Consider the following 16,772-nt stretch of genomic DNA (forward strand, 5'->3'; position numbering starts at 1 on the left):
CGCACCCGCGGAGATCTAGGGTGGACGCATGACGGACGCCTCCACCATCCGATCCGGGATCGCGCTCGACGAGCTGAGCGACACGATCCGCCCGCAGGACGACCTCTACCGCCACGTCAACGGCTCGTGGATCGAGCGCACCGAGATCCCCGGCGACAAGGCGCGCTGGGGCTCGTTCCACCTGCTCGCCGAGCAGGCCGAGAAGCACGTGCACGAGATCGTGGTCGAGTCGCAGGACGCCGAGCCCGGCACGGATGCCCGCAAGGTGGGCGACGCGTACGCGAGCTTCATGGACGAGGAGCGGATCGCGCGGCTCGGCACGGCGCCGTTGGAGGCGCCGCTCGCGCAGGCCGACGCGGTCGTCGACGTGCCGTCGTTCCTGCGGACCGTGGGCGAGTTCGATCGCGCCGGCGTGACATCGGTGATCGGGGTGTTCGTCGAGCCCGACCCGGGCGACCCGACGCGCTACGTGCCGTTCCTGGTGCAGTCGGGCATCTCCCTCCCCGACGAGAGCTACTACCGGCTCGACGGCTTCGCCGCGACGCGGGACGCCTTCCGCGCGCACGTCGAGCGCATGCTCGGGCTGGCCGGCGTCGAGGACGCCGCGGCGCAGGCCGACCGCGTCGTCGCGCTCGAGACCGAGATCGCCTCGCACCACTGGGACAAGGTGCGCAGCCGCGATGCCGTGGCGACCTACAACCTGAAGACCTGGGACGAGGTGCAGGAGCTCGTCGGGCTCGACCTGACGCCGTGGCTCGAGGGCGTCGCGCCCGGCGACCCGGCGGCGTTCGCCGAGGTCGTCGCGTACCAGCCCTCCTTCCTCGAGGGCGTCGGCACGCTGCTGACCGAGGAGCGCATCGACGACTGGAAGGCCTGGCTGCGGTTCAAGGTCGTGCGGGCCTCGGCCCCGTACCTGCCCGACGCCTTCGTGCAGGAGAACTTCGCGTTCAACGGCACCGAGCTCACGGGCGTCCCCGAGATCCGCGAGCGGTGGAAGCGCGGCGTCGCGCTCGCCGAGGGGGCCCTCGGCGAGGCGGTCGGCAGGGTCTACGTCGAGCGTCACTTCCCGCCGGCCGCGAAGGCCGCGATGGACGACCTCGTCGCGAACCTCCTCGAGGCCTACCGGCGCAGCATCACGACGCTCGAGTGGATGGGTCCGGAGACCCGCGAGCGGGCGCTGCGCAAGCTCGACTCCTTCACGCCGAAGATCGGCTATCCGGTGAAGTGGAAGGACTACGGCGCGCTCGAGATCGACGCGACCGACCTCCTCGGCAACGTGCGTCGCGCGAGCGCCTTCGAGCACGACCGCCAGATCGGCAAGGTCGGCGGGCCGATCGATCGCGACGAGTGGTTCATGACGCCGCAGACAGTGAACGCGTACTACAACCCGCTGATGAACGAGATCGTGTTCCCGGCGGCCATCCTGCAGTACCCGTTCTTCGATCCGGAGCGCGATGACGCCGCGAACTACGGCGGGATCGGCGCGGTGATCGGCCACGAGGTCGGCCACGGTTTCGACGACCAGGGCAGCCGGTACGACGCCGACGGGGCGCTCAGCGACTGGTGGACCGAGGCCGATCGCGGCGCGTTCGAGGAGCGCACGAAGGCCCTGATCGCGCAGTACGACGCGCTCACCCCGGTGGGCCTGGACGAGACGCACAAGGTCAACGGCGCCCTCACGATCGGCGAGAACATCGGCGACCTGGGCGGTCTCGGCATCGCGCTGAAGGCGTACGAGCTCTCGCTCGGCGGCGAGCCCGCGCCCGTGGTCGACGGTTACACGGGCGTCCAGCGCCTGCTGCTGTCGTGGGCGCAGGTGTGGCAGCAGAAGGGTCGCGAGGCCGAGACGATCCGCCTCCTGACGATCGATCCGCACTCGCCGAACGAGTTCCGCTGCAACCAGATCGTGCGCAACATCGACGCCTTCTACGACGCGTTCGGGGTGACCGAGTCGGACGCCCTGTGGCTGCCGCCGGAGCAGCGCGTCACGATCTGGTGACCTGAGCCCTCCGCCGCGAGAATCCGTTCCTGCGCCGAGAATGCGTGTGGCCGCTGCATTATCGGCGCGCGGACGGATTCTCGGCGGGACGGGGACGGGGGTGGGGGCGGGACGGGGACGGTCAGGGGCGGGCGAGCAGCGCCCGGATGCCGCGCACCGAGGCCGGGCGGAAACCGGCGTCCGCGAGGCGGGCGACGATCGCCGGCTCCTGCCGCGCGAGACGCACGCCCCGGCGGACGAGGACGGGCAGCGGCTTGCGGTGTTCGCGGACGTCCCGCACGAAGCGCAGCACGAGGCTGAGCCAGCGGGAGCGCCGCACGCACACGGCGTCCGCGAGGAGGCCGCGCCGCCGCGCCTCGGCGATGACCTCGGCGACGAACACGCCCTCGGCGACGAAGCGCGTCGCGCCCCCGAGCTCGAGCAGGCGCGTGCCGACGGGGCCGTTCGCGGCGATGTCGTAGACCGGCACCTCGGTGCGACCCGTGTGCGAGAGCTCGTCGAGCGCGGCGAGGGCGCGATCCGCGTGCCACGAGCCGGGGTGGTCCCAGTCGACCTCGCCGGAGTCGAGGCGCGGGAGCGCGGGGTCGTCGCCCGAGCGATAGAAGTCGTCGAGGCGCAGCAGCGGCAGGCCGGACCGCTCAGCCAGACGCGACTTGCCCGATCCGCTCGCGCCGCCGATCAGGACGACCTGGGCGCGGGGCGGGGCATCGGTGGGCACGAGAGACGATTCTCGCGCAGTCGTGCTGGGACGACGGTGAGGGCGGCGCGGCCCGTGTCGCCGACCGCGCCTAGGCTCGAAGGATGCCGCTCGTGCTGACCCCCGGTGACCTGCCGCGGATCCTGCCCGCGTGGATGATCCAGCACGGCTCGCACCTGGCCGACCAGGGTGTCGCGCGCATCGTCGACCGGTTCGACCTGCGCGGGACGACGTCCTACGAGGCGCGCGTCGGCCGCTGGGCGGTGTACATCGACCTGGACGACCGCACGGGCGTGCGCGTCGAGTGCGAGGAGTGCGGCGCCGAGGGCTGCGTGCACGCCGCCGCCGTGCTGCACCTGATCGCGCACGGTGCGACGGGCGTCGTGCCTGACCCGCTCGCGTCGCGCCCCGGGGCGGAGCCGTCGGGCATGGTCGAGCCATGGCGTCGGGCCTTGGCACGGGCGTTCGGCGACGAGCCGGGCGGCGAGCCCGTCGACGTGGCACTGCTGATCGGCATCGACGAGCCGCGCGGCGAGAGCGCCGCGGTGCACGTGCGCCCGGCGGTCCGCGGCACGCGCGGCACGTGGATCCGCACGGGCATCGGCTGGCGTGACCTCGACGGCCCCGGTCTCACGGGTCCGCAGCGCCGCACGCTCGGGGAGCTCGAGGCGCTGTACGAGGCGCGCGAGCACTTCCCCGCCGCCGGGCCCGCGGCGGGCCGCGGGTCGCGCAGCCGGTGGGGGTCGTACGATCGCGCGCCGCAGTGGATCCGGCTCGACGAGCTGCCCAGCCGGGGGCTGTGGCAGGTGCTCGCCGAGCTGCGCGACGCCGGCGTGCAGCTGGTCGCCGACACCAAGGCCCAGCCGGAGGTGACGCTGCGTGCCGAGCCGGCCGGGCACCACGTCGCCCTGGACCGCCATGACGGCGAGCTGCACGTGCGCCCGGTGATCGACCTGGACGCGGCCGCCCCCGGCGCGGCGGACGGGCCCGGCGGCGCGCTGCCGGACGGGTGGCGCACGTTCCCGGTCGGATCGCCCGTCGCCGCGATGGCGCTGGCGGACGCCGAGCGGGTGCACGAGCTGGTGCCGCTGCGCGAGCCGCTCGCCGACGCTTTCACCCGGCTGGCGCAGGGCGCCGCGTTCACCGTTCCCGACGACGCGCTGGCCGACTTCGAGCGCGAGTACCTGCCCCGGCTGCGGCGGGTGGCGCCGCTGCGCTCGCCCACGGCGACGTACGACATCCCGGCGCCTGCGCGCCCGGTGCTCGTGCTGACCATCGCCCTGGCGGACGGCCGCGCGCGGCTGGTCTGGCGCTGGGAGTATCCGGACGGGGCGCGCGCGGGCGGCGTGGTGCGGATGGTCGCGGACGAGCGGACGATCGGCGACGCCGTGGAGTCGGCCGCCGGCGAGCACGCCGGGCTGCTCGGCGTGCGACAGGGCACCGGCTTCGGCGACGCCAGCCTCACGCGGGACGAGACCGTCGACCTGCTCGGCCGGGTGCTGCCGGCGCTGCGCGGAGTGGACGGCGTGCGGGTCGACGAGACGGACGAGCTGCCCGAGTACCGCTTCGCGGCCGATCCCCCGGTCGTGCACGTCGCCGCGACCCCGAACGGCACCGACTGGTTCGACCTCGAGGTGAGCGTCGACGTCGGCGGTGAGCCGGTGCCGCTCGGCATGCTGCTGACGGCGCTCGTCGCCCGCGACCGCTACGTCGTGCTGCCCAGCGGCACGGTGTTCGCGCTCGACACCACGCGGTTCGATCCTCTGCGAGAGCTGCTCGAGGAGGCGCGTTCGCTGCAGGACCGCACGACCGGTCCCCTGCGGATCAGCCGTTGGCAGAGCGACCTCTGGGAGGAGCTGGTCGGCACCGGCGTCGTGGAGGCGCAGGCGAACGAGTGGCTCGAGCGGCTGCGGGCCCTCTCGGACGCCGACCGGATCGAGCCCGTCGACGCGCCGCCGGGCTTCGGCGCCACGCTGCGCGACTATCAGCGGATCGGGCTGTCGTGGCTCGACTTCCTGCGCGCCCACCGGCTGGGCGGCATCCTCGCCGATGACATGGGGCTCGGCAAGACCGTGCAGGTGCTCGCGGCGCTGGAGCGCGCGAGGCATCAGGACGAGGCGGAGCGCGACGGGGCCGACCCGGCCGGGCCGCCCGCCAGGTTCCTCGTGGTCACGCCGACCAGCGTCGTGTCGCACTGGGTGGCGGAGGCGGCCCGGTTCGCGCCGGGGCTCGCGGCGACCGGCGTCGAGGAGACGAGCGGCAAGCGCGGCACGCGCCTGAGCGAGGCGATCGGCGACGCGCGACTGGTCGTCACCAGCTACGCGCTGTTCCGGCTCGACTTCGAGGAGTACCAGGCGCTCGGATTCCGGGTGCTCGTGCTCGACGAGGCGCAGCAGATCAAGAACCACCGCTCGCAGGGCTACCGCTGCGCCCGTCTGCTCGACGTCCCCTCGAAGTTCGCGATCACCGGCACGCCGCTCGAGAACAACCTGCTCGAGCTGTGGGCGCTCGCCTCGCTCGTCGCGCCCGGCCTGCTGGGCGGCGAGCGCTCGTTCACCGACCAGTACCGCAAGCCGATCGAGCGAGAGCGCAGCGGTGAGCGCCTCGGGCGGCTGCGGCGCCGGCTGCGGCCCTTCATGCTGCGCCGCACCAAGGAGGAGGTCGCGTCCGACCTGCCGGAGAAGACCGAGCAGGTGCTCGAGGTCGAGCTGCATCCCGCGCATCAGCGCATGTATCAGGCGCGGCTGCAGCGGGAGCGCCAGAAGGTGCTGGGGCTGCTCGACGACGTGGACGCGAACCGGATGGAGATCCTGCGCTCGCTGACCACGCTGCGGATGCTCGCGCTCGACCCGGAGCTGGTGGGGGACGAGCGCGCGCCCTCGGCGAAGCTCGAGATGCTCGGCGAGCTGCTCGACGAGATCGTCGCCGACGGGCACCGCGTGCTCGTCTTCAGCCAGTTCACGCAGTTCCTGGGGCGCGCGGCGGGCGTGGCGGAGCGGCACGGCATCCCGTTCGCCTACCTCGACGGCTCGGTGTCGATGGCGGCCCGCGCCCGGATGATCGAGCGGTTCACCGCGGGCGAGGTGCCCGCGTTCTTCATCTCGCTCAAGGCCGGCGGCTTCGGTCTCAACCTGACGCAGGCCGACTACTGCATCCTGCTCGACCCGTGGTGGAACCCCGCCGCGGAGGCGCAGGCGACCGACCGCGCCCACCGCATCGGCCAGACGCGCCCGGTCATGGTCTACCGGCTGATCTCGCGGGGGACGATCGAGGCGAAGGTGGTCGCGATGCAGGAGAAGAAGTCGCGCCTGTTCCGCGACGTCCTCGGCGGGGGAGACGCGACCACCGTCGGCGCGCTGGGCGCGGCCGACTTCCGCGGGCTCATCGAGGAGTGATCCGCGGCGGACGGAGGGCGTCGTCCCACTCAGTGGCGTACCGTACCGCGCCGGCCCGGTTCGTCCCGCGGTCCGGGCCGCGGATGACCGGACACTTCACCGGATCGACTTCTGGGCGACGCGCGGATGACGTGTGAGAGGACGCACAATGGACGGCGGGGGCGAGATCGAAGGGGCGACGTGGGCGCTGATCCCCGAGGTGAGATGAAGGTGCGGCACGGCACGCGACGTGACGCGAGACGCGGACGCGGGCGTCAGACGCGCACGTTCCGGGCGACGACGAGAGCCCTCGAGGAGCTCTCGCTCGCGGGCGCGCAGGTGGCGGTGCACGTCGCCGAGCTGGACCGCGGCGAGGTGGTGCTGGAGGGCGACGACCACGTGCCCCTGCCGGTCGGCGGTCTCGGCACGGTCCCGCTGCTCGTGGAGGCCGCGGCGTTGATCGAGGACGGCGCGCTCGACCCGCTCGAGCTCGTCGACCGCCCCGACGGCGAGACGCTCGCCCCGGCCGGTCCCTGGCGCGGGATGGCCGCGCCGACGCTGCCGTTGATCGACCTGGCCCTCCTGGCGGGGGCCTACGGCGACTCCGCCGCCGCGAACACACTGCTCGAGCGCGTCGGCCACGAGGCGGTGACCCGGCGCTACGTCGACCTCGGGATGCCCCGCTCGGCCCTGCTGGACGGGTTCCGCGCGGAGCGCGGGCCCGACGACGCCCCGTATGTCGCGCTGGGCACGGCGCGCGAGTTCGCCGCCCTGTTCGCGGCGCTCGCCGCGGGCGAGGTCGTGAGCACGCCCGTGAGCGAGCGGGTGGTGGGGTGGCTCAGCCCGGTGGGCGACGTGGGGCTCGTCGGAGCGACGGTCGGCGGTGACCCCTTCTCGCATACGCCGGACGGACATGGGTTGGTGCACTTCGCCAAGACGGGGCGCGAGCGGGGCGTGCGCGCCGACGCGGGCGTCGTGGCCGGGCGGCGAGGGGCGTTCGCGTACGCGTTAATCGTCGCGTTCGACGACCTGTCGCTGCTGCATCGCCATCGCGCGCACGCGGCGTTCCACGCGCTCGGCGGCGACCTGCTGGAGTACGCGACCTGAGCGGTGTGACACCGTACTGAGCAAGTGCTACACTTGCGCAGTGCCCACCGCTCTCCCTCGCTATGCGATCACCAGGACGCCCGCTGTCGCGCGTTCCCTCGCTGCAGCGGCGAAGCGCTGGCCGGAGGACGCCGATCGTCCGAGTCGTCTGATCCTCCGCCTCCTGGAGGCGGGCGAGCAGGCTCTCGAATCGGATGCCGACCGGCGGCGGGCGGCTCGGCGCGCCGCTCTCGACGCCCTGGCGGATGAGTTCGACGGCTTGTACGAGCCGGGGTATCTCGAGGAGCTCCGCAAGGACTGGCCCGAATGATCGTGCTCGACGCCGGCGTCATCATCGCGGCAGCGACCCGCTCCGACGCCCATCATCGGCGTGCGATCGAGTTGTTCGACGACGTGGGCGACGACGACGTCACGGTGAACACGGTCACGCTTGCCGAAGTGCTGGTGCGCCCCGCGCGCGATGGCCGTGAGAGCGCGATGCTCGCCCGTCTCGATTCGCTGGGCGTGGCGGTCACCGAGATGGATCCGTCGGCCGCGCTCCGGTTGGCGCGTCTGCGCGCGACGACCGGGCTGAAGCTACCGGACTGCTGCGTGCTGCTGACCGCCGAGCAGATCGACGGGAGGATCGCGACCTTCGACGACCGTCTCGCGGCCGTGGCGCGGGAGCATGGACGGGAATTCGTCGCGTCCTGATGGCCGCCTCCCGCGCTGAGCGGACATCGGGCCGTGCAGCGCACATGCGCCGGATGCGACGCCGGGGGCGAGCTCGGAGCGGGCCAGCCGTGCAGGCGGGGACGCCTGTCATGGCATACGCAGCTCACGGGCCGGTTGTCGGGTACTCGAGTAGACCGCGGGCACGACGGCCGCGAGGGCCGCGACGGCGAGGGTGATCACCGCCAGCGCCGTGAGGAACGCCGGTGGTGGGACGCTGGCACCGGTGGCGAAGCTGATGCTCAGCGAGCAGGCCGCGCCGAGAAGCACCCCAAGCACGCCCGAGAGCGCGGAAGTCGTCATGGCGAGAATGACGATCTGCCAGCGGCGCGCGCCGAGGGCGCGGCGCAGACCGGCGAAACGGCGACGGGTGCGAGCGGCTGAGTACTCTGCGAGGGCGAGCATGATCCCGGCAATGCCGAGCACGAGGACAGCCTGTGCTCGGCTGGACTGCAGCAGCGTGGAATCAACGAGCCGACCTGCCTCGACCAGGTCCAGCCGGTGCTCGACGGTGTAGTGAGTGGGATCCACCCCCGACAGGGTGCTGCTCACGACGCCCAACAAGGTCGGCACCGCCGTACGCGAACTGGCGACGAGCACTGCCTGTGAGACTGTCAGGTCCCGAGCATCGGCTGCGCCGGCCGTGGGTACGACGCCGATGGCCTGGTGGGCGAACTGCCCGCCCACGGACAACAACGGGGCGTCGTCAGCGCGAAGCACGTAGCTCATGTTGCCGTCGGACAGCACGCCGGTGTCGCCGGTGAAGCCCAGCTTCTTCAGAACTTCGCGGCTAGCGAATGCCTGTGGGAGCGCCGTGTCCTCGGGGCATATCCGGATGTCCGATCCCGGGTGGCAGTCACGTATTCCGATTCGTGGATCGCCGGTGATGTGGTTGCTGGCATTCCGAATCGGGCCCAGCAACAGCAACGTATCCACGGAAGACAGTCGACCGAATGCCTGCAGCTTCGATACCGGCGTCTCGGCTGCGTCGTCGAAGCGCACCGTGATCGTCCGCGCAGCGGTCGAGTCCATGATCCGCACGGCATCCTGCGCGGCGGTGACCGCGCGCCCGTAGGAGAGCGAGACCACCACCACGACGGCGGCGGTGAGTGCGACGGCGACGAGCGCCATGGTGAGGTTGGCGCGCAGTTCCCTGAACGCCTCCATGAGCAGGGGGCGCAGGGGCGTCACGAGCCGCCCTTCGTGCCGATCGCAATCGTGCGGTCGCAGAGCTCCTCGACCTCGCGACTGTGGGTGACCACGAGCACCGCGGATCCGTCCTCGGCATGCTTCCGCAAGCGGGCGATGACGACGTCGGCGGAGTCATGGTCGAGGTTGCCCGTCGGCTCATCAGCGAGGATGATCGCAGGATCCGCCAGCAGAGCCCGGCAGAGTGCGATCCGTTGCGCCTGACCGCCGGAGACCTCGCCCGGGCGGCGGTCGTGAGGCACCTCGACGCCCAGGTCGTCGAGCATCGTACAAGCACGTTCGCGCCACGGCTCCGCGCTCTCCCCGCGGAAAGCGAGTGGCTGCAACACGTTGTCGATGACGCTGCGGCGGGGGTCGAGCCCGGCATCCTGGAAGACGAAGCCGTACATCTCCGCGCGCAGACGGGAGCGCTCGGCATCGGAGGTCGAGGAGGCGGGTCGCCCGTCAACGAGGACCGTGCCGCTGGTGGGGGTGAGCATGAGGCCCATCAAGAACAACAGAGAGGACTTCCCCGAGCCGCTCGGTCCCACGAGTGCCGACATGCTGCCGCGCTCAAAGCTCTCGGTGAAACCCGAGATCAACGGGCGCGTGCCTGCACGGTAGGCGAAGCCGACGTCGTCGGCCGCCAGCAACGGGGGGTGCTCGAGACTCATTGTGCCTCGCCGCGATCGGGTATCCGCACGGTGTCTCCGGCGGCGACCCCCTCCCCCGAGATCACGGCTATCCCGTCGGCAGAGGCAAGGACGTCGACCTGCACGTTCTGTCCGTCTTCGCGCTCGAGGAATGCGGCTCCTGAGGCGTCGATGCTGATGGCGGAAGCGGGCACGGTGAGCCCTGACACCGGCTCGATCTGATGGATGCTCACCAGCAACGTGCCGGCGCCACCCAGCTGGGCACACTCTGACCCGCACAGCGGAGCCTCGGCGTCGTCGATGAGTTCGACCTGGACCCCTCCCTGCTGGCTGGCTGGCAGCGTCTGCCCGACGGAACCCTCCCAGGTGCCCTGTCCATCGGGGCGCGGGGCGCTCACCCGCATGCCTGCTGCGACGAGCGTCTGCTGGCTCTCCGTAAGGCTCAGCGCCACCCGGGGCACGTCCGATAGCTGGGTCAGGACGGCCTCACCGCCGGAAAGCTGGTCGCCGACACGGCGCTCCTCGGCGGCGGTGACCGTCGCACGACCGCCGGGAAGGAAGACGACATCACCGGCGCGCACGATGCCGTCATCTTCGAGACCGAGGCTGTCCTGCCATAGCCGGATCGCTCTCGCGGTGTCGGCTCCGAGCACCCCGTCGCTCGCGCCGCTGTAGTACCCGAGGCGAGAGAGCATGGACTGCAACTGGGTGACGTCCTGGCCGCGGGCATCGGCCCCGAGGTCGCGGAACATCGGAATCTCGCCATCGCCCAGCACGACGGGCCGCAAGCTCACGGTGTAGAGCACGTCCCCCTCGGCGACCTGCACGGGTTCGGCGGGGAGATCGGTGAGGATCCCGGCCGCCTGGCTGGCGGGCAATGGGGCCTCGTCCCATTGGACCGACGCCCCGAGGGTGATGGTCGAACCCACGCGACCCTCCTCGATCTGAGTGAGCGTCGGAGCGACTTCCGTCTCCGTGGCGACCGGTCGGGCAATCTCGTGCGCAGCCCAACCGACGGCGAAGCCTCCGCCCAAGAGCAGGGCGCCGACGCCGAGCCAGCCGAGCAACGCGCGCAGCCGGGAGCGCTGTTGCCGGCTCACGCAACGCTCACCGTGGCGTGAGCCGCATCACCGCGTGCGGAGAGACGCGCCGACGGCGGCAGGATCAGCGACGAGCAGTGCTCATCCGGTGCCGTGATGTCGCCACCGCGACGCAGACTGAACCTCACCCGTAGAGCCCCTCGGGTAGTTGCGGGCAGATCTTGATGAGCTCGATCGATTCCTGGCTCGAGAGTGCTGCGGTGGCGTCATCGATCGGACTCCAGGAGCGACCTTGCGGGTACTGATCTCGAAACACCTCGAAGGCCGGCGGGTTTGAGATGACGTGGCCTTGGGCCTCCAGGCAGTCGGTCAGTGGTCCTACCGAATAGTCGTAGATCATCCGGATCTGGGCCTCGGTCAATGGCTCAAGAAACCTCGGATCGACCGGGAACTGGGTCTTGCACGTGTACTCAGCCAACGCCAGCGCTTCCGCCTGGGCGGCGTCACCGGCCTGGGTGCTGTAGCCCTCTCCGTCCGCGGTGAGGGCTACGTCCGGGAAGCCTGCCTCATTGAGACAGTCGACCATGACCTTGCCGAAGTCCGCGATCTCGATGTAGCGAACCATCTCCACCACGGGTCTGTCGGTATCTTGCAGACTGGGCGCACGCCGCAATGCCTGCGCCCACGCCTGGTCCTCCTCATTGGCCCCATCCTCCGAACCGCTGGAGGATGGGACCGAGGCGGCGGGCGGTGACGGCGATTCGGCATCTGTCGGTGTCGTGCTCGTGCATGCCGATAGGGAGAGCAGGGCGACTCCGGCGATTCCTAGACGGAGAAGCGCGGGGAAATCTGTGCTGGTGCTCACGGTCAGCATGGCCTCAGACGTCGCACCCAATTGTGTAACTCTGAGACTCAGGGAAGGCCATGCTGAAGTAACCGCTCTTGATGTGCGCGGACCATCTCTGGACGAACGCGGATCCGTGTTCCCAGTTGTGGTTGTAGCTGCCTTGTGACGTGGAAACGTGCGTGTGTGTGGTTCGCCCATTGGACTTCGAGTAAAGCTCGACCATGTAGGTTCCACCGCAGCTGTAGTTGTTCCACTCGGGATATTCCCAAGCATTCGCCGCCGTTGTGGTGCCGAACGTAAGAAGGGCGGCGAAAACCCCCGCGAGGGTAACTCTTGCCCATTTCGCCGGCCGCGGCTGGGTGCCGTGCTTCTGCGTGACGCTCATGGCGTAGTCCTTTCGCAGCGATATGAAAGCGTACGTGCAAGGCAACCGGCACACCAACGTCGCCTATCGTGGTCGCCCGATCGCTGCACTCATCGGTCTTGACGTCGAGTGCAGCGTGGGAGGATCAATCGCAGTAGGCGCGAGCCGTACTGAGGTACGCATCAGTCTCTACCTCGGTTGCCGTCACCTCGGTGAACAGGGTGGAGATCCGCCGTGTGATGGCGCTGCCATTCTGCCACTGGAAATCAGGCTCGTAAGCGCCCACGATGTGTCGATGAATGGTGTACCCAGTGGTCTGGGAGTCGATGACCACCGCTGTGCCTCCACAGTCACGCCATCCACCTCGCCATGTCGTACTGTCCGCCGCGTGAGCGGCGGCTGCTGATCCTGCAAAAATAAGGAGGGCCAGCATCGTAGCGAGAAAGCCGTACGTTGCGGTAGGGAACAGGATTCTTTTCCTTACCGCCGTGGTTGATTCGATGAAGGCGACAATACTTTTCATGGCAACCCCCGGTCGATTTGGACTGAGGTTATCACCAGGGCGTGGTGAGTGTCGGATGTGTTCACCAACGGTTCATTTAGATGGCCGCGCCGTGCTCCAAGACAGCCTCTGCGGCCGACGAACCGTGTGCTCAGGCGGCGAAGCTCCGAATGCCGCATCCACGTCTCAGCGGGTCAGGCGTGCCCGGCGGTGCCGTTCTCGGGGCCGTACAGCTCGTCGATGAGGGCGAGTCCGCGCTCGGCCCAGTCGATCTCGGAGCGGGCGCGGTCGACGAGGCCTTCGTAGCCGAAGCGCTTGAACGCCACCGTGCGGTCGTGGTCGCGCTGGTCGATCGACTCGAGGCGCCGCATCAGCATCGGGTTGGCGCGCGCGTCGATGCGGGCGAGCTCCGCCTCCCACTGCTCGACCTCTCCGCTCCAGTGCCGGATGTGCTCGTGCAGGAACGCGCGAGCGGCGTCGGGAGACGCGGCCTCGAGGTAGGCGGCTTTCAGGTTCGCGGGCTCGCGCACCCGCGCGTAGGACAGCGGCGACTCCATCCAGCGGACGTAGTCCTGCTCGCCCTCGTCGGTGAGGTGGTACACGCGCCGCGTGCCGCGCTCGCCGCGGGTCTGGTCCTCGCCGACCACGAGGCCGTCGTTCTCCATCTTGCGCAGCTCGGGGTAGATCTGGCTGTCGGGCGCGTGCCACAGGTGGCCCACCGAGACCTGGAACTGCTTCTGCAGGTCGTATCCCGACAGCGGGCCGACGCGCAGCAGCGCCAGCAGCGCGTAGCGAAGACTCATCGATGCATCACCTCTGATACGTGGACCGGTCATCCATGTGTATACGACCACGGGCCCGGGCGGCGAACCGACCGGGCCCGTGGTGCGACAGCATCAGGCCGTGTAGCCCGTGCGCCATCCGCCCTGGTACGTCTGACGGGCGACCGTCGAGTAGGGCACGGGGCTGACGACCACGCGCACCTCGAACTGCTCGTGCGGCTCGACCGACGCCTTGCTGGAGCCGCCGTCGGGCTCGCCCCAGACGACCTTCAGCTCGGTTCCCTCGGGCACGTCGGGGTCGACGGTGCCGAGCGAGAGGCCGCGCTTCTCGTTGGCGCTGTAGCCCGTGAACATCGAGAACCCGACGGTCGTGCCGTCCGCGTCGACGACCTTGTCGTAGTTGGCCGAGCCGTAGTTGGCCAGCGGCAGGTCGAAGAACTTGTACTGGGGGCCGTCGACGTCGAGCAGCGACGCCCAGACCTTCGCGAGGTCCTCGGGGTTCCAGGCGAGCGTGACCTTCTTGCGCTGCGAGGCGGGGTCGACCTTCTCGAGCGCGTCGCGACCGATGAAGTCGTGGTCGAACTTCACGAACGAGCCGTAGCCGAGCTCCCACGGTGTGAGCTCGTAGTCGGCGATGCTGTCGGAGACGAAGGACCCGGCGAGGGTGCCCGTGGCCTCGTAGCTGTCGGCGGGCAGCCACTCGCGGTAGGCGCGCTCGGCCTCGCCCGAGTAGATGGCCGGCAGCGGCGACGGGATCCAGCCCGACTCGAGCGTGTTGGACGGATACGCGCGCGAGCCGACCGGGACGAGGCCGAACTCGGCGCCCGCCTCGACGATCGCGTCGCGGACCTCGTCGTGCTCGGCGTAGGGGCCCCAGATCTCGAGGCCGGGGGCGCCCGCCATGCCGTGGCGCAGGGTGCGCACGGTCTTGCCGGCGATGGTCATCGTGGACATGTTGAAGAACTTCAGCTGCTCCAGCGGGCCGCCGTTGAGCTTCTCGATGACGTTCCAGGCCTGCGGGCCCTGGATCTGGAAGCGGTAGTACTTGCGCTGCACGGCGTGGCCGTAGGGGCGCGACGGCGAGCGGCGGTCGACCTCGATCTCGAGGTTCTGGTAGCCGCCCGTCTCGCCGTGGAACAGCAGCCAGTTGGCGGCGGGCGCGCGGCCCACGTAGACGTACTCGTCCTCGGCCTCGCGGAAGAGGATGCCGTCGCCGATGACGCCGCCGGTGGAGCTGGTCGGCACGTACTGCTTGGCCTTGTCGACGGGGAAGTTCGCGACCGAGTTGATGGCCGTGTCGCCGATCAGCTTGATGGCGTCGGATCCGCGCAGGAACAGGTTGTCCATGTGGTGCGACTGGTCGTACAGGACGGCCGTCTCGCGCCAGGCGCGCTGCTCCTTGATCCAGTTCTGGAAGTCCGCCGGCACGACGGGGTAGATGTAGGAGCCGATCTGGGAGTTGCGCAGCAGCTCGACGGCCGATCCCTTGGCGTCGAGCACCTCCTGCAGGTTGTTGTGTCCCACGGTGAAACCTCTCTGTCTGGGGTGGGTGGTGTTCGGTTGATCTCTGAGGTTTCGACTTCCTCGCTTCGCTCGGTCGCTCAACCAGCAGGGATCTGTTCGTTGAGCGAGTGAAGCGAGTCGAAACGGTCGAAGCCCCGTGCGGCTAGAAGACGATGGTGTGGTTGCCGTGACGGATCACGCGGTCCTCGGCGTGCCAGGCGACGGCGCGCGAGAGCACGGCGCGCTCGACGTCGGCGCCGCGGCGCTGCAGGTCCTCGGCGCTGTGCGCGTGGGTGGCCCGCACGACGTCCTGCTCGATGATCGGGCCCTCGTCGAGGTCCTCGGTGACGTAGTGGGCGGTCGCGCCGATCAGCTTCACGCCGCGTTCCTTGGCCTTGCGGTACGGCCCCGCGCCGATGAAGGCGGGCAGGAACGAGTGGTGGATGTTGATGACGGGCACGCCGACCTTCTGCAGGAAGTCGCCCGAGATCACCTGCATGTAGCGGGCGAGCACGACGAAGTCGACGTTGCCGTCCAGCAGCTTCAGGATCTGCGCCTCCGACTCGCTCTTGTCGGGGCCGGCCTGCGACGGGACGTGGAAGAACGGCACGCCGAACGTGCGGACGTCCTCGGCCGTGTCGGTGTGGTTCGAGATCACCATCGGGATCGTCACGGGCAGCTCGCCCCGGCGGTGGCGCCACAGCAGGTCGAGCAGGCAGTGGTCGCTCTTGGAGGCGAGCACCACCATGCGCTTGGGCACCGACTGGTCGGTGAGCGTCCAGTTCATGCCGAACGGCTCGAGGGTCTGGGCCAGGTCGGCCTCGAGGTCGCCCATCGCGGCCACGAGACCGGGGCGGTGGAACACCACGCGCTGGAAGAAGTCGCCCCCCTCCGGGTCGGAGGAGTACTGGTCGAGCGACATGATGTTGCCCTTGTTGCGGGTCAGCAGCGCGGCGATCGCGGCGACCACGCCCGGCTGGTCCGGGCCGTGCACGATGAGGCAGGCGCGGTCGACCAGCGCCTGGTTGTGCAGCGTCATGACGAGACCTTCGCCTGGTAGCCGCGGGCCCACTCGGCCGTGGCGCGCAGCCCGCCGAACGCGTACATGTGCAGCTTCACGTCGCCCGACCGCTCGCCCCGCGCCAGCAGGTCGGCGAGCTCGGTGACGAAGGTGTCGGGGCCGGCGGTGCCGAGCAGGTTGGTGAGCGAGAAGCCGTACTTCTTCACGATCATCGCGTTGGCGCCGACGCCGAAGCGGCGTGCGAAGTTCAGCAGGCGCTTGATGCCGGCAGGTCCCGGGGTGCCGATGCGGATGGTCGCGTCGATGCCGCGCGAGCGCACGCCGTCGATCCAGCTGGTGACCGGGTCGGTGTCGAAGGCGAACTGCGTCAGCACCACCGCGCCGAGATCCTGCTCCTTCAGCGACGCTGCCTTCTTCTCCAGGTGGTCCCAGAGCACGTCGGTCGCGATGTCGGGGTGGCCCTCGGGGTAGCCGGAGATCGAGACCTCCGTCACGCCGTACTTCTGCAGCACGCCGGAGCGGATCACGTCGTACGCGCTGTCGTAGGGACCCTCGGGGGTGGTCGGGTCGCCGCCCACGGCGAACACGTGCTCGGTGGCGTCGACCTGCTGCAGGCGGTCGAGGAACTCCTCGAGCTGCGCCTGGGACGACAGGCGGCGGGCGGAGATGTGCGGGACGGGGATGAACCCTGCCTCTTTGACGGCCTTCGCGGCGGCGACGCGCATCTCGAGGTCCTCGTTGCCGAGGAAGGTCACGTTCACGCGTGTTCCGGTGGGGATGACGTCCTGTGCCTCGTGAAGTCCCGGCACGTCCTTGCCGGTCATCTCGAGCGAGTAGTCGGCGGCGAGCTGCGCCTGCGGCGAGGTGTTGTCTGCCACGGGAGATCCTTCCGGTCTGCTGCGCTTCGTTGCGCATCCGTGAGGGACGTTACCTATGGCGATAGGGAATGTCCATAGGCAGTTCGAGAATCCTCGGCGGGTTTCC

The 16,772-nt window shown here is 70.1% G+C and carries 16 protein-coding genes; 5 read left to right on the forward strand and 11 right to left on the reverse strand.

What is annotated here, in order from left to right; genetic code table 11:
- Positions 1 to 28: 28 nt before the first annotated feature.
- Entirely contained in the window at positions 29 to 1,999 is a 1,971-nt protein-coding gene (locus K5S26_RS05985) for a M13 family metallopeptidase (RefSeq protein WP_221856961.1), read from the forward strand.
- Between the two features lie 121 nt (positions 2,000 to 2,120).
- Here the strand turns inward: K5S26_RS05985 and K5S26_RS05990 are convergent, their stop codons facing one another.
- Positions 2,121 to 2,717, reverse strand: coding sequence for an ATP-binding protein (locus K5S26_RS05990; protein WP_221856963.1), 597 nt, complete (start codon positions 2,715 to 2,717; stop codon positions 2,121 to 2,123).
- 83 nt (positions 2,718 to 2,800) lie between these two features.
- On the opposite strand from K5S26_RS05990, the gene K5S26_RS05995 reads away from it, so the two are divergent.
- The 4 genes from K5S26_RS05995 to K5S26_RS06010 all read left to right on the forward strand — a co-directional run bounded on the left by K5S26_RS05995 (position 2,801) and on the right by K5S26_RS06010 (position 7,870).
- Positions 2,801 to 6,091, forward strand: a complete 3,291-nt coding sequence (locus K5S26_RS05995) for a DEAD/DEAH box helicase (RefSeq protein WP_221856965.1) — start codon at positions 2,801 to 2,803, stop codon at positions 6,089 to 6,091.
- 180 nt (positions 6,092 to 6,271) lie between these two features.
- Entirely contained in the window at positions 6,272 to 7,177 is a 906-nt protein-coding gene (locus K5S26_RS06000; RefSeq protein WP_308122805.1) for a serine hydrolase, read from the forward strand.
- 40 nt (positions 7,178 to 7,217) lie between these two features.
- Positions 7,218 to 7,487 (forward strand): hypothetical protein, encoded by a 270-nt coding sequence (locus K5S26_RS06005; protein ID WP_221856967.1) that lies wholly within the window; start codon positions 7,218 to 7,220, stop codon positions 7,485 to 7,487.
- A complete protein-coding gene (locus K5S26_RS06010) occupies positions 7,484 to 7,870 on the forward strand; it encodes a type II toxin-antitoxin system VapC family toxin (protein ID WP_221856969.1) in 387 nt (128 codons plus the stop codon). The genes K5S26_RS06005 and K5S26_RS06010 overlap by 4 nt, the downstream gene beginning before the upstream one ends.
- 108 nt (positions 7,871 to 7,978) lie before the next feature.
- On the opposite strand, the gene K5S26_RS06015 is transcribed toward K5S26_RS06010, so the two are convergent.
- The 10 genes from K5S26_RS06015 to K5S26_RS06060 form a co-directional block, all read right to left on the reverse strand.
- Positions 7,979 to 9,079, reverse strand: coding sequence for an ABC transporter permease (locus K5S26_RS06015; protein ID WP_221856971.1), 1,101 nt, complete (start codon positions 9,077 to 9,079; stop codon positions 7,979 to 7,981).
- Positions 9,076 to 9,750 (reverse strand): ABC transporter ATP-binding protein, encoded by a 675-nt coding sequence (locus K5S26_RS06020; RefSeq protein WP_221856973.1) that lies wholly within the window; start codon positions 9,748 to 9,750, stop codon positions 9,076 to 9,078. Before K5S26_RS06020 ends, K5S26_RS06015 begins: the two co-directional genes overlap by 4 nt.
- Positions 9,747 to 10,829 (reverse strand): peptidoglycan-binding protein, encoded by a 1,083-nt coding sequence (locus K5S26_RS18655; protein WP_221856975.1) that lies wholly within the window; start codon positions 10,827 to 10,829, stop codon positions 9,747 to 9,749. The genes K5S26_RS06020 and K5S26_RS18655 overlap by 4 nt, the downstream gene beginning before the upstream one ends.
- A 124-nt stretch (positions 10,830 to 10,953) precedes the next feature.
- Positions 10,954 to 11,634: a hypothetical protein gene (locus K5S26_RS06030; protein ID WP_221856977.1), complete on the reverse strand. Its 681-nt coding sequence runs from the start codon at positions 11,632 to 11,634 to the stop codon at positions 10,954 to 10,956.
- Between the two features lie 13 nt (positions 11,635 to 11,647).
- Complete coding sequence (locus K5S26_RS06035; protein ID WP_221856979.1) at positions 11,648 to 12,001, reverse strand: hypothetical protein; 354 nt, start codon at positions 11,999 to 12,001, stop codon at positions 11,648 to 11,650.
- A gap of 124 nt (positions 12,002 to 12,125) precedes the next feature.
- On the reverse strand, positions 12,126 to 12,503 hold the full coding sequence (locus K5S26_RS06040; RefSeq protein ID WP_221856981.1) for a hypothetical protein: 378 nt from the start codon (positions 12,501 to 12,503) through the stop codon (positions 12,126 to 12,128).
- Between the two features lie 173 nt (positions 12,504 to 12,676).
- The gene (locus K5S26_RS06045; protein ID WP_221856983.1) at positions 12,677 to 13,285 is read right to left on the reverse strand and encodes a PadR family transcriptional regulator; all 609 of its coding nucleotides are present in this window, start codon (positions 13,283 to 13,285) and stop codon (positions 12,677 to 12,679) included.
- Positions 13,286 to 13,378: 93 nt separating this feature from the next.
- Positions 13,379 to 14,788, reverse strand: a complete 1,410-nt coding sequence (gene ligM, locus K5S26_RS06050; protein WP_221856985.1) for a vanillate/3-O-methylgallate O-demethylase — start codon at positions 14,786 to 14,788, stop codon at positions 13,379 to 13,381.
- A 142-nt stretch (positions 14,789 to 14,930) separates the two neighbouring features.
- A complete protein-coding gene (purU, locus tag K5S26_RS06055) occupies positions 14,931 to 15,806 on the reverse strand; it encodes a formyltetrahydrofolate deformylase (protein ID WP_221856987.1) in 876 nt (291 codons plus the stop codon).
- Entirely contained in the window at positions 15,803 to 16,612 is an 810-nt protein-coding gene (locus K5S26_RS06060) for a methylenetetrahydrofolate reductase (protein WP_221857396.1), read from the reverse strand. Before K5S26_RS06060 ends, purU begins: the two co-directional genes overlap by 4 nt.
- Positions 16,613 to 16,772: the final 160 nt, after the last annotated feature.

The organism is Microbacterium marinilacus, from assembly GCF_019753765.1.
Lineage (GTDB): Bacteria > Actinomycetota > Actinomycetes > Actinomycetales > Microbacteriaceae > Microbacterium > Microbacterium marinilacus.

Excerpts from the sequence above, each read along its gene's own strand:
- K5S26_RS05985 (WP_221856961.1), top strand. The coding sequence starts at position 29 with ATGACGGACGCCTCCACCATCCGATCCGGGATCGCGCTCGACGAGCTG.
- K5S26_RS06010 (WP_221856969.1), top strand. The coding sequence starts at position 7,484 with ATGATCGTGCTCGACGCCGGCGTCATCATCGCGGCAGCGACCCGCTCC.
- K5S26_RS06040 (WP_221856981.1), bottom strand. The coding sequence starts at position 12,503 with ATGAAAAGTATTGTCGCCTTCATCGAATCAACCACGGCGGTAAGGAAA.
- purU (WP_221856987.1), bottom strand. The coding sequence starts at position 15,806 with ATGACGCTGCACAACCAGGCGCTGGTCGACCGCGCCTGCCTCATCGTG.
- K5S26_RS06045 (WP_221856983.1), bottom strand. The coding sequence starts at position 13,285 with ATGAGTCTTCGCTACGCGCTGCTGGCGCTGCTGCGCGTCGGCCCGCTG.
- K5S26_RS06060 (WP_221857396.1), bottom strand. The coding sequence starts at position 16,612 with ATGACCGGCAAGGACGTGCCGGGACTTCACGAGGCACAGGACGTCATC.
- K5S26_RS06035 (WP_221856979.1), bottom strand. The coding sequence starts at position 12,001 with ATGAGCGTCACGCAGAAGCACGGCACCCAGCCGCGGCCGGCGAAATGG.
- K5S26_RS05995 (WP_221856965.1), top strand. The coding sequence starts at position 2,801 with ATGCCGCTCGTGCTGACCCCCGGTGACCTGCCGCGGATCCTGCCCGCG.
- K5S26_RS06020 (WP_221856973.1), bottom strand. The coding sequence starts at position 9,750 with ATGAGTCTCGAGCACCCCCCGTTGCTGGCGGCCGACGACGTCGGCTTC.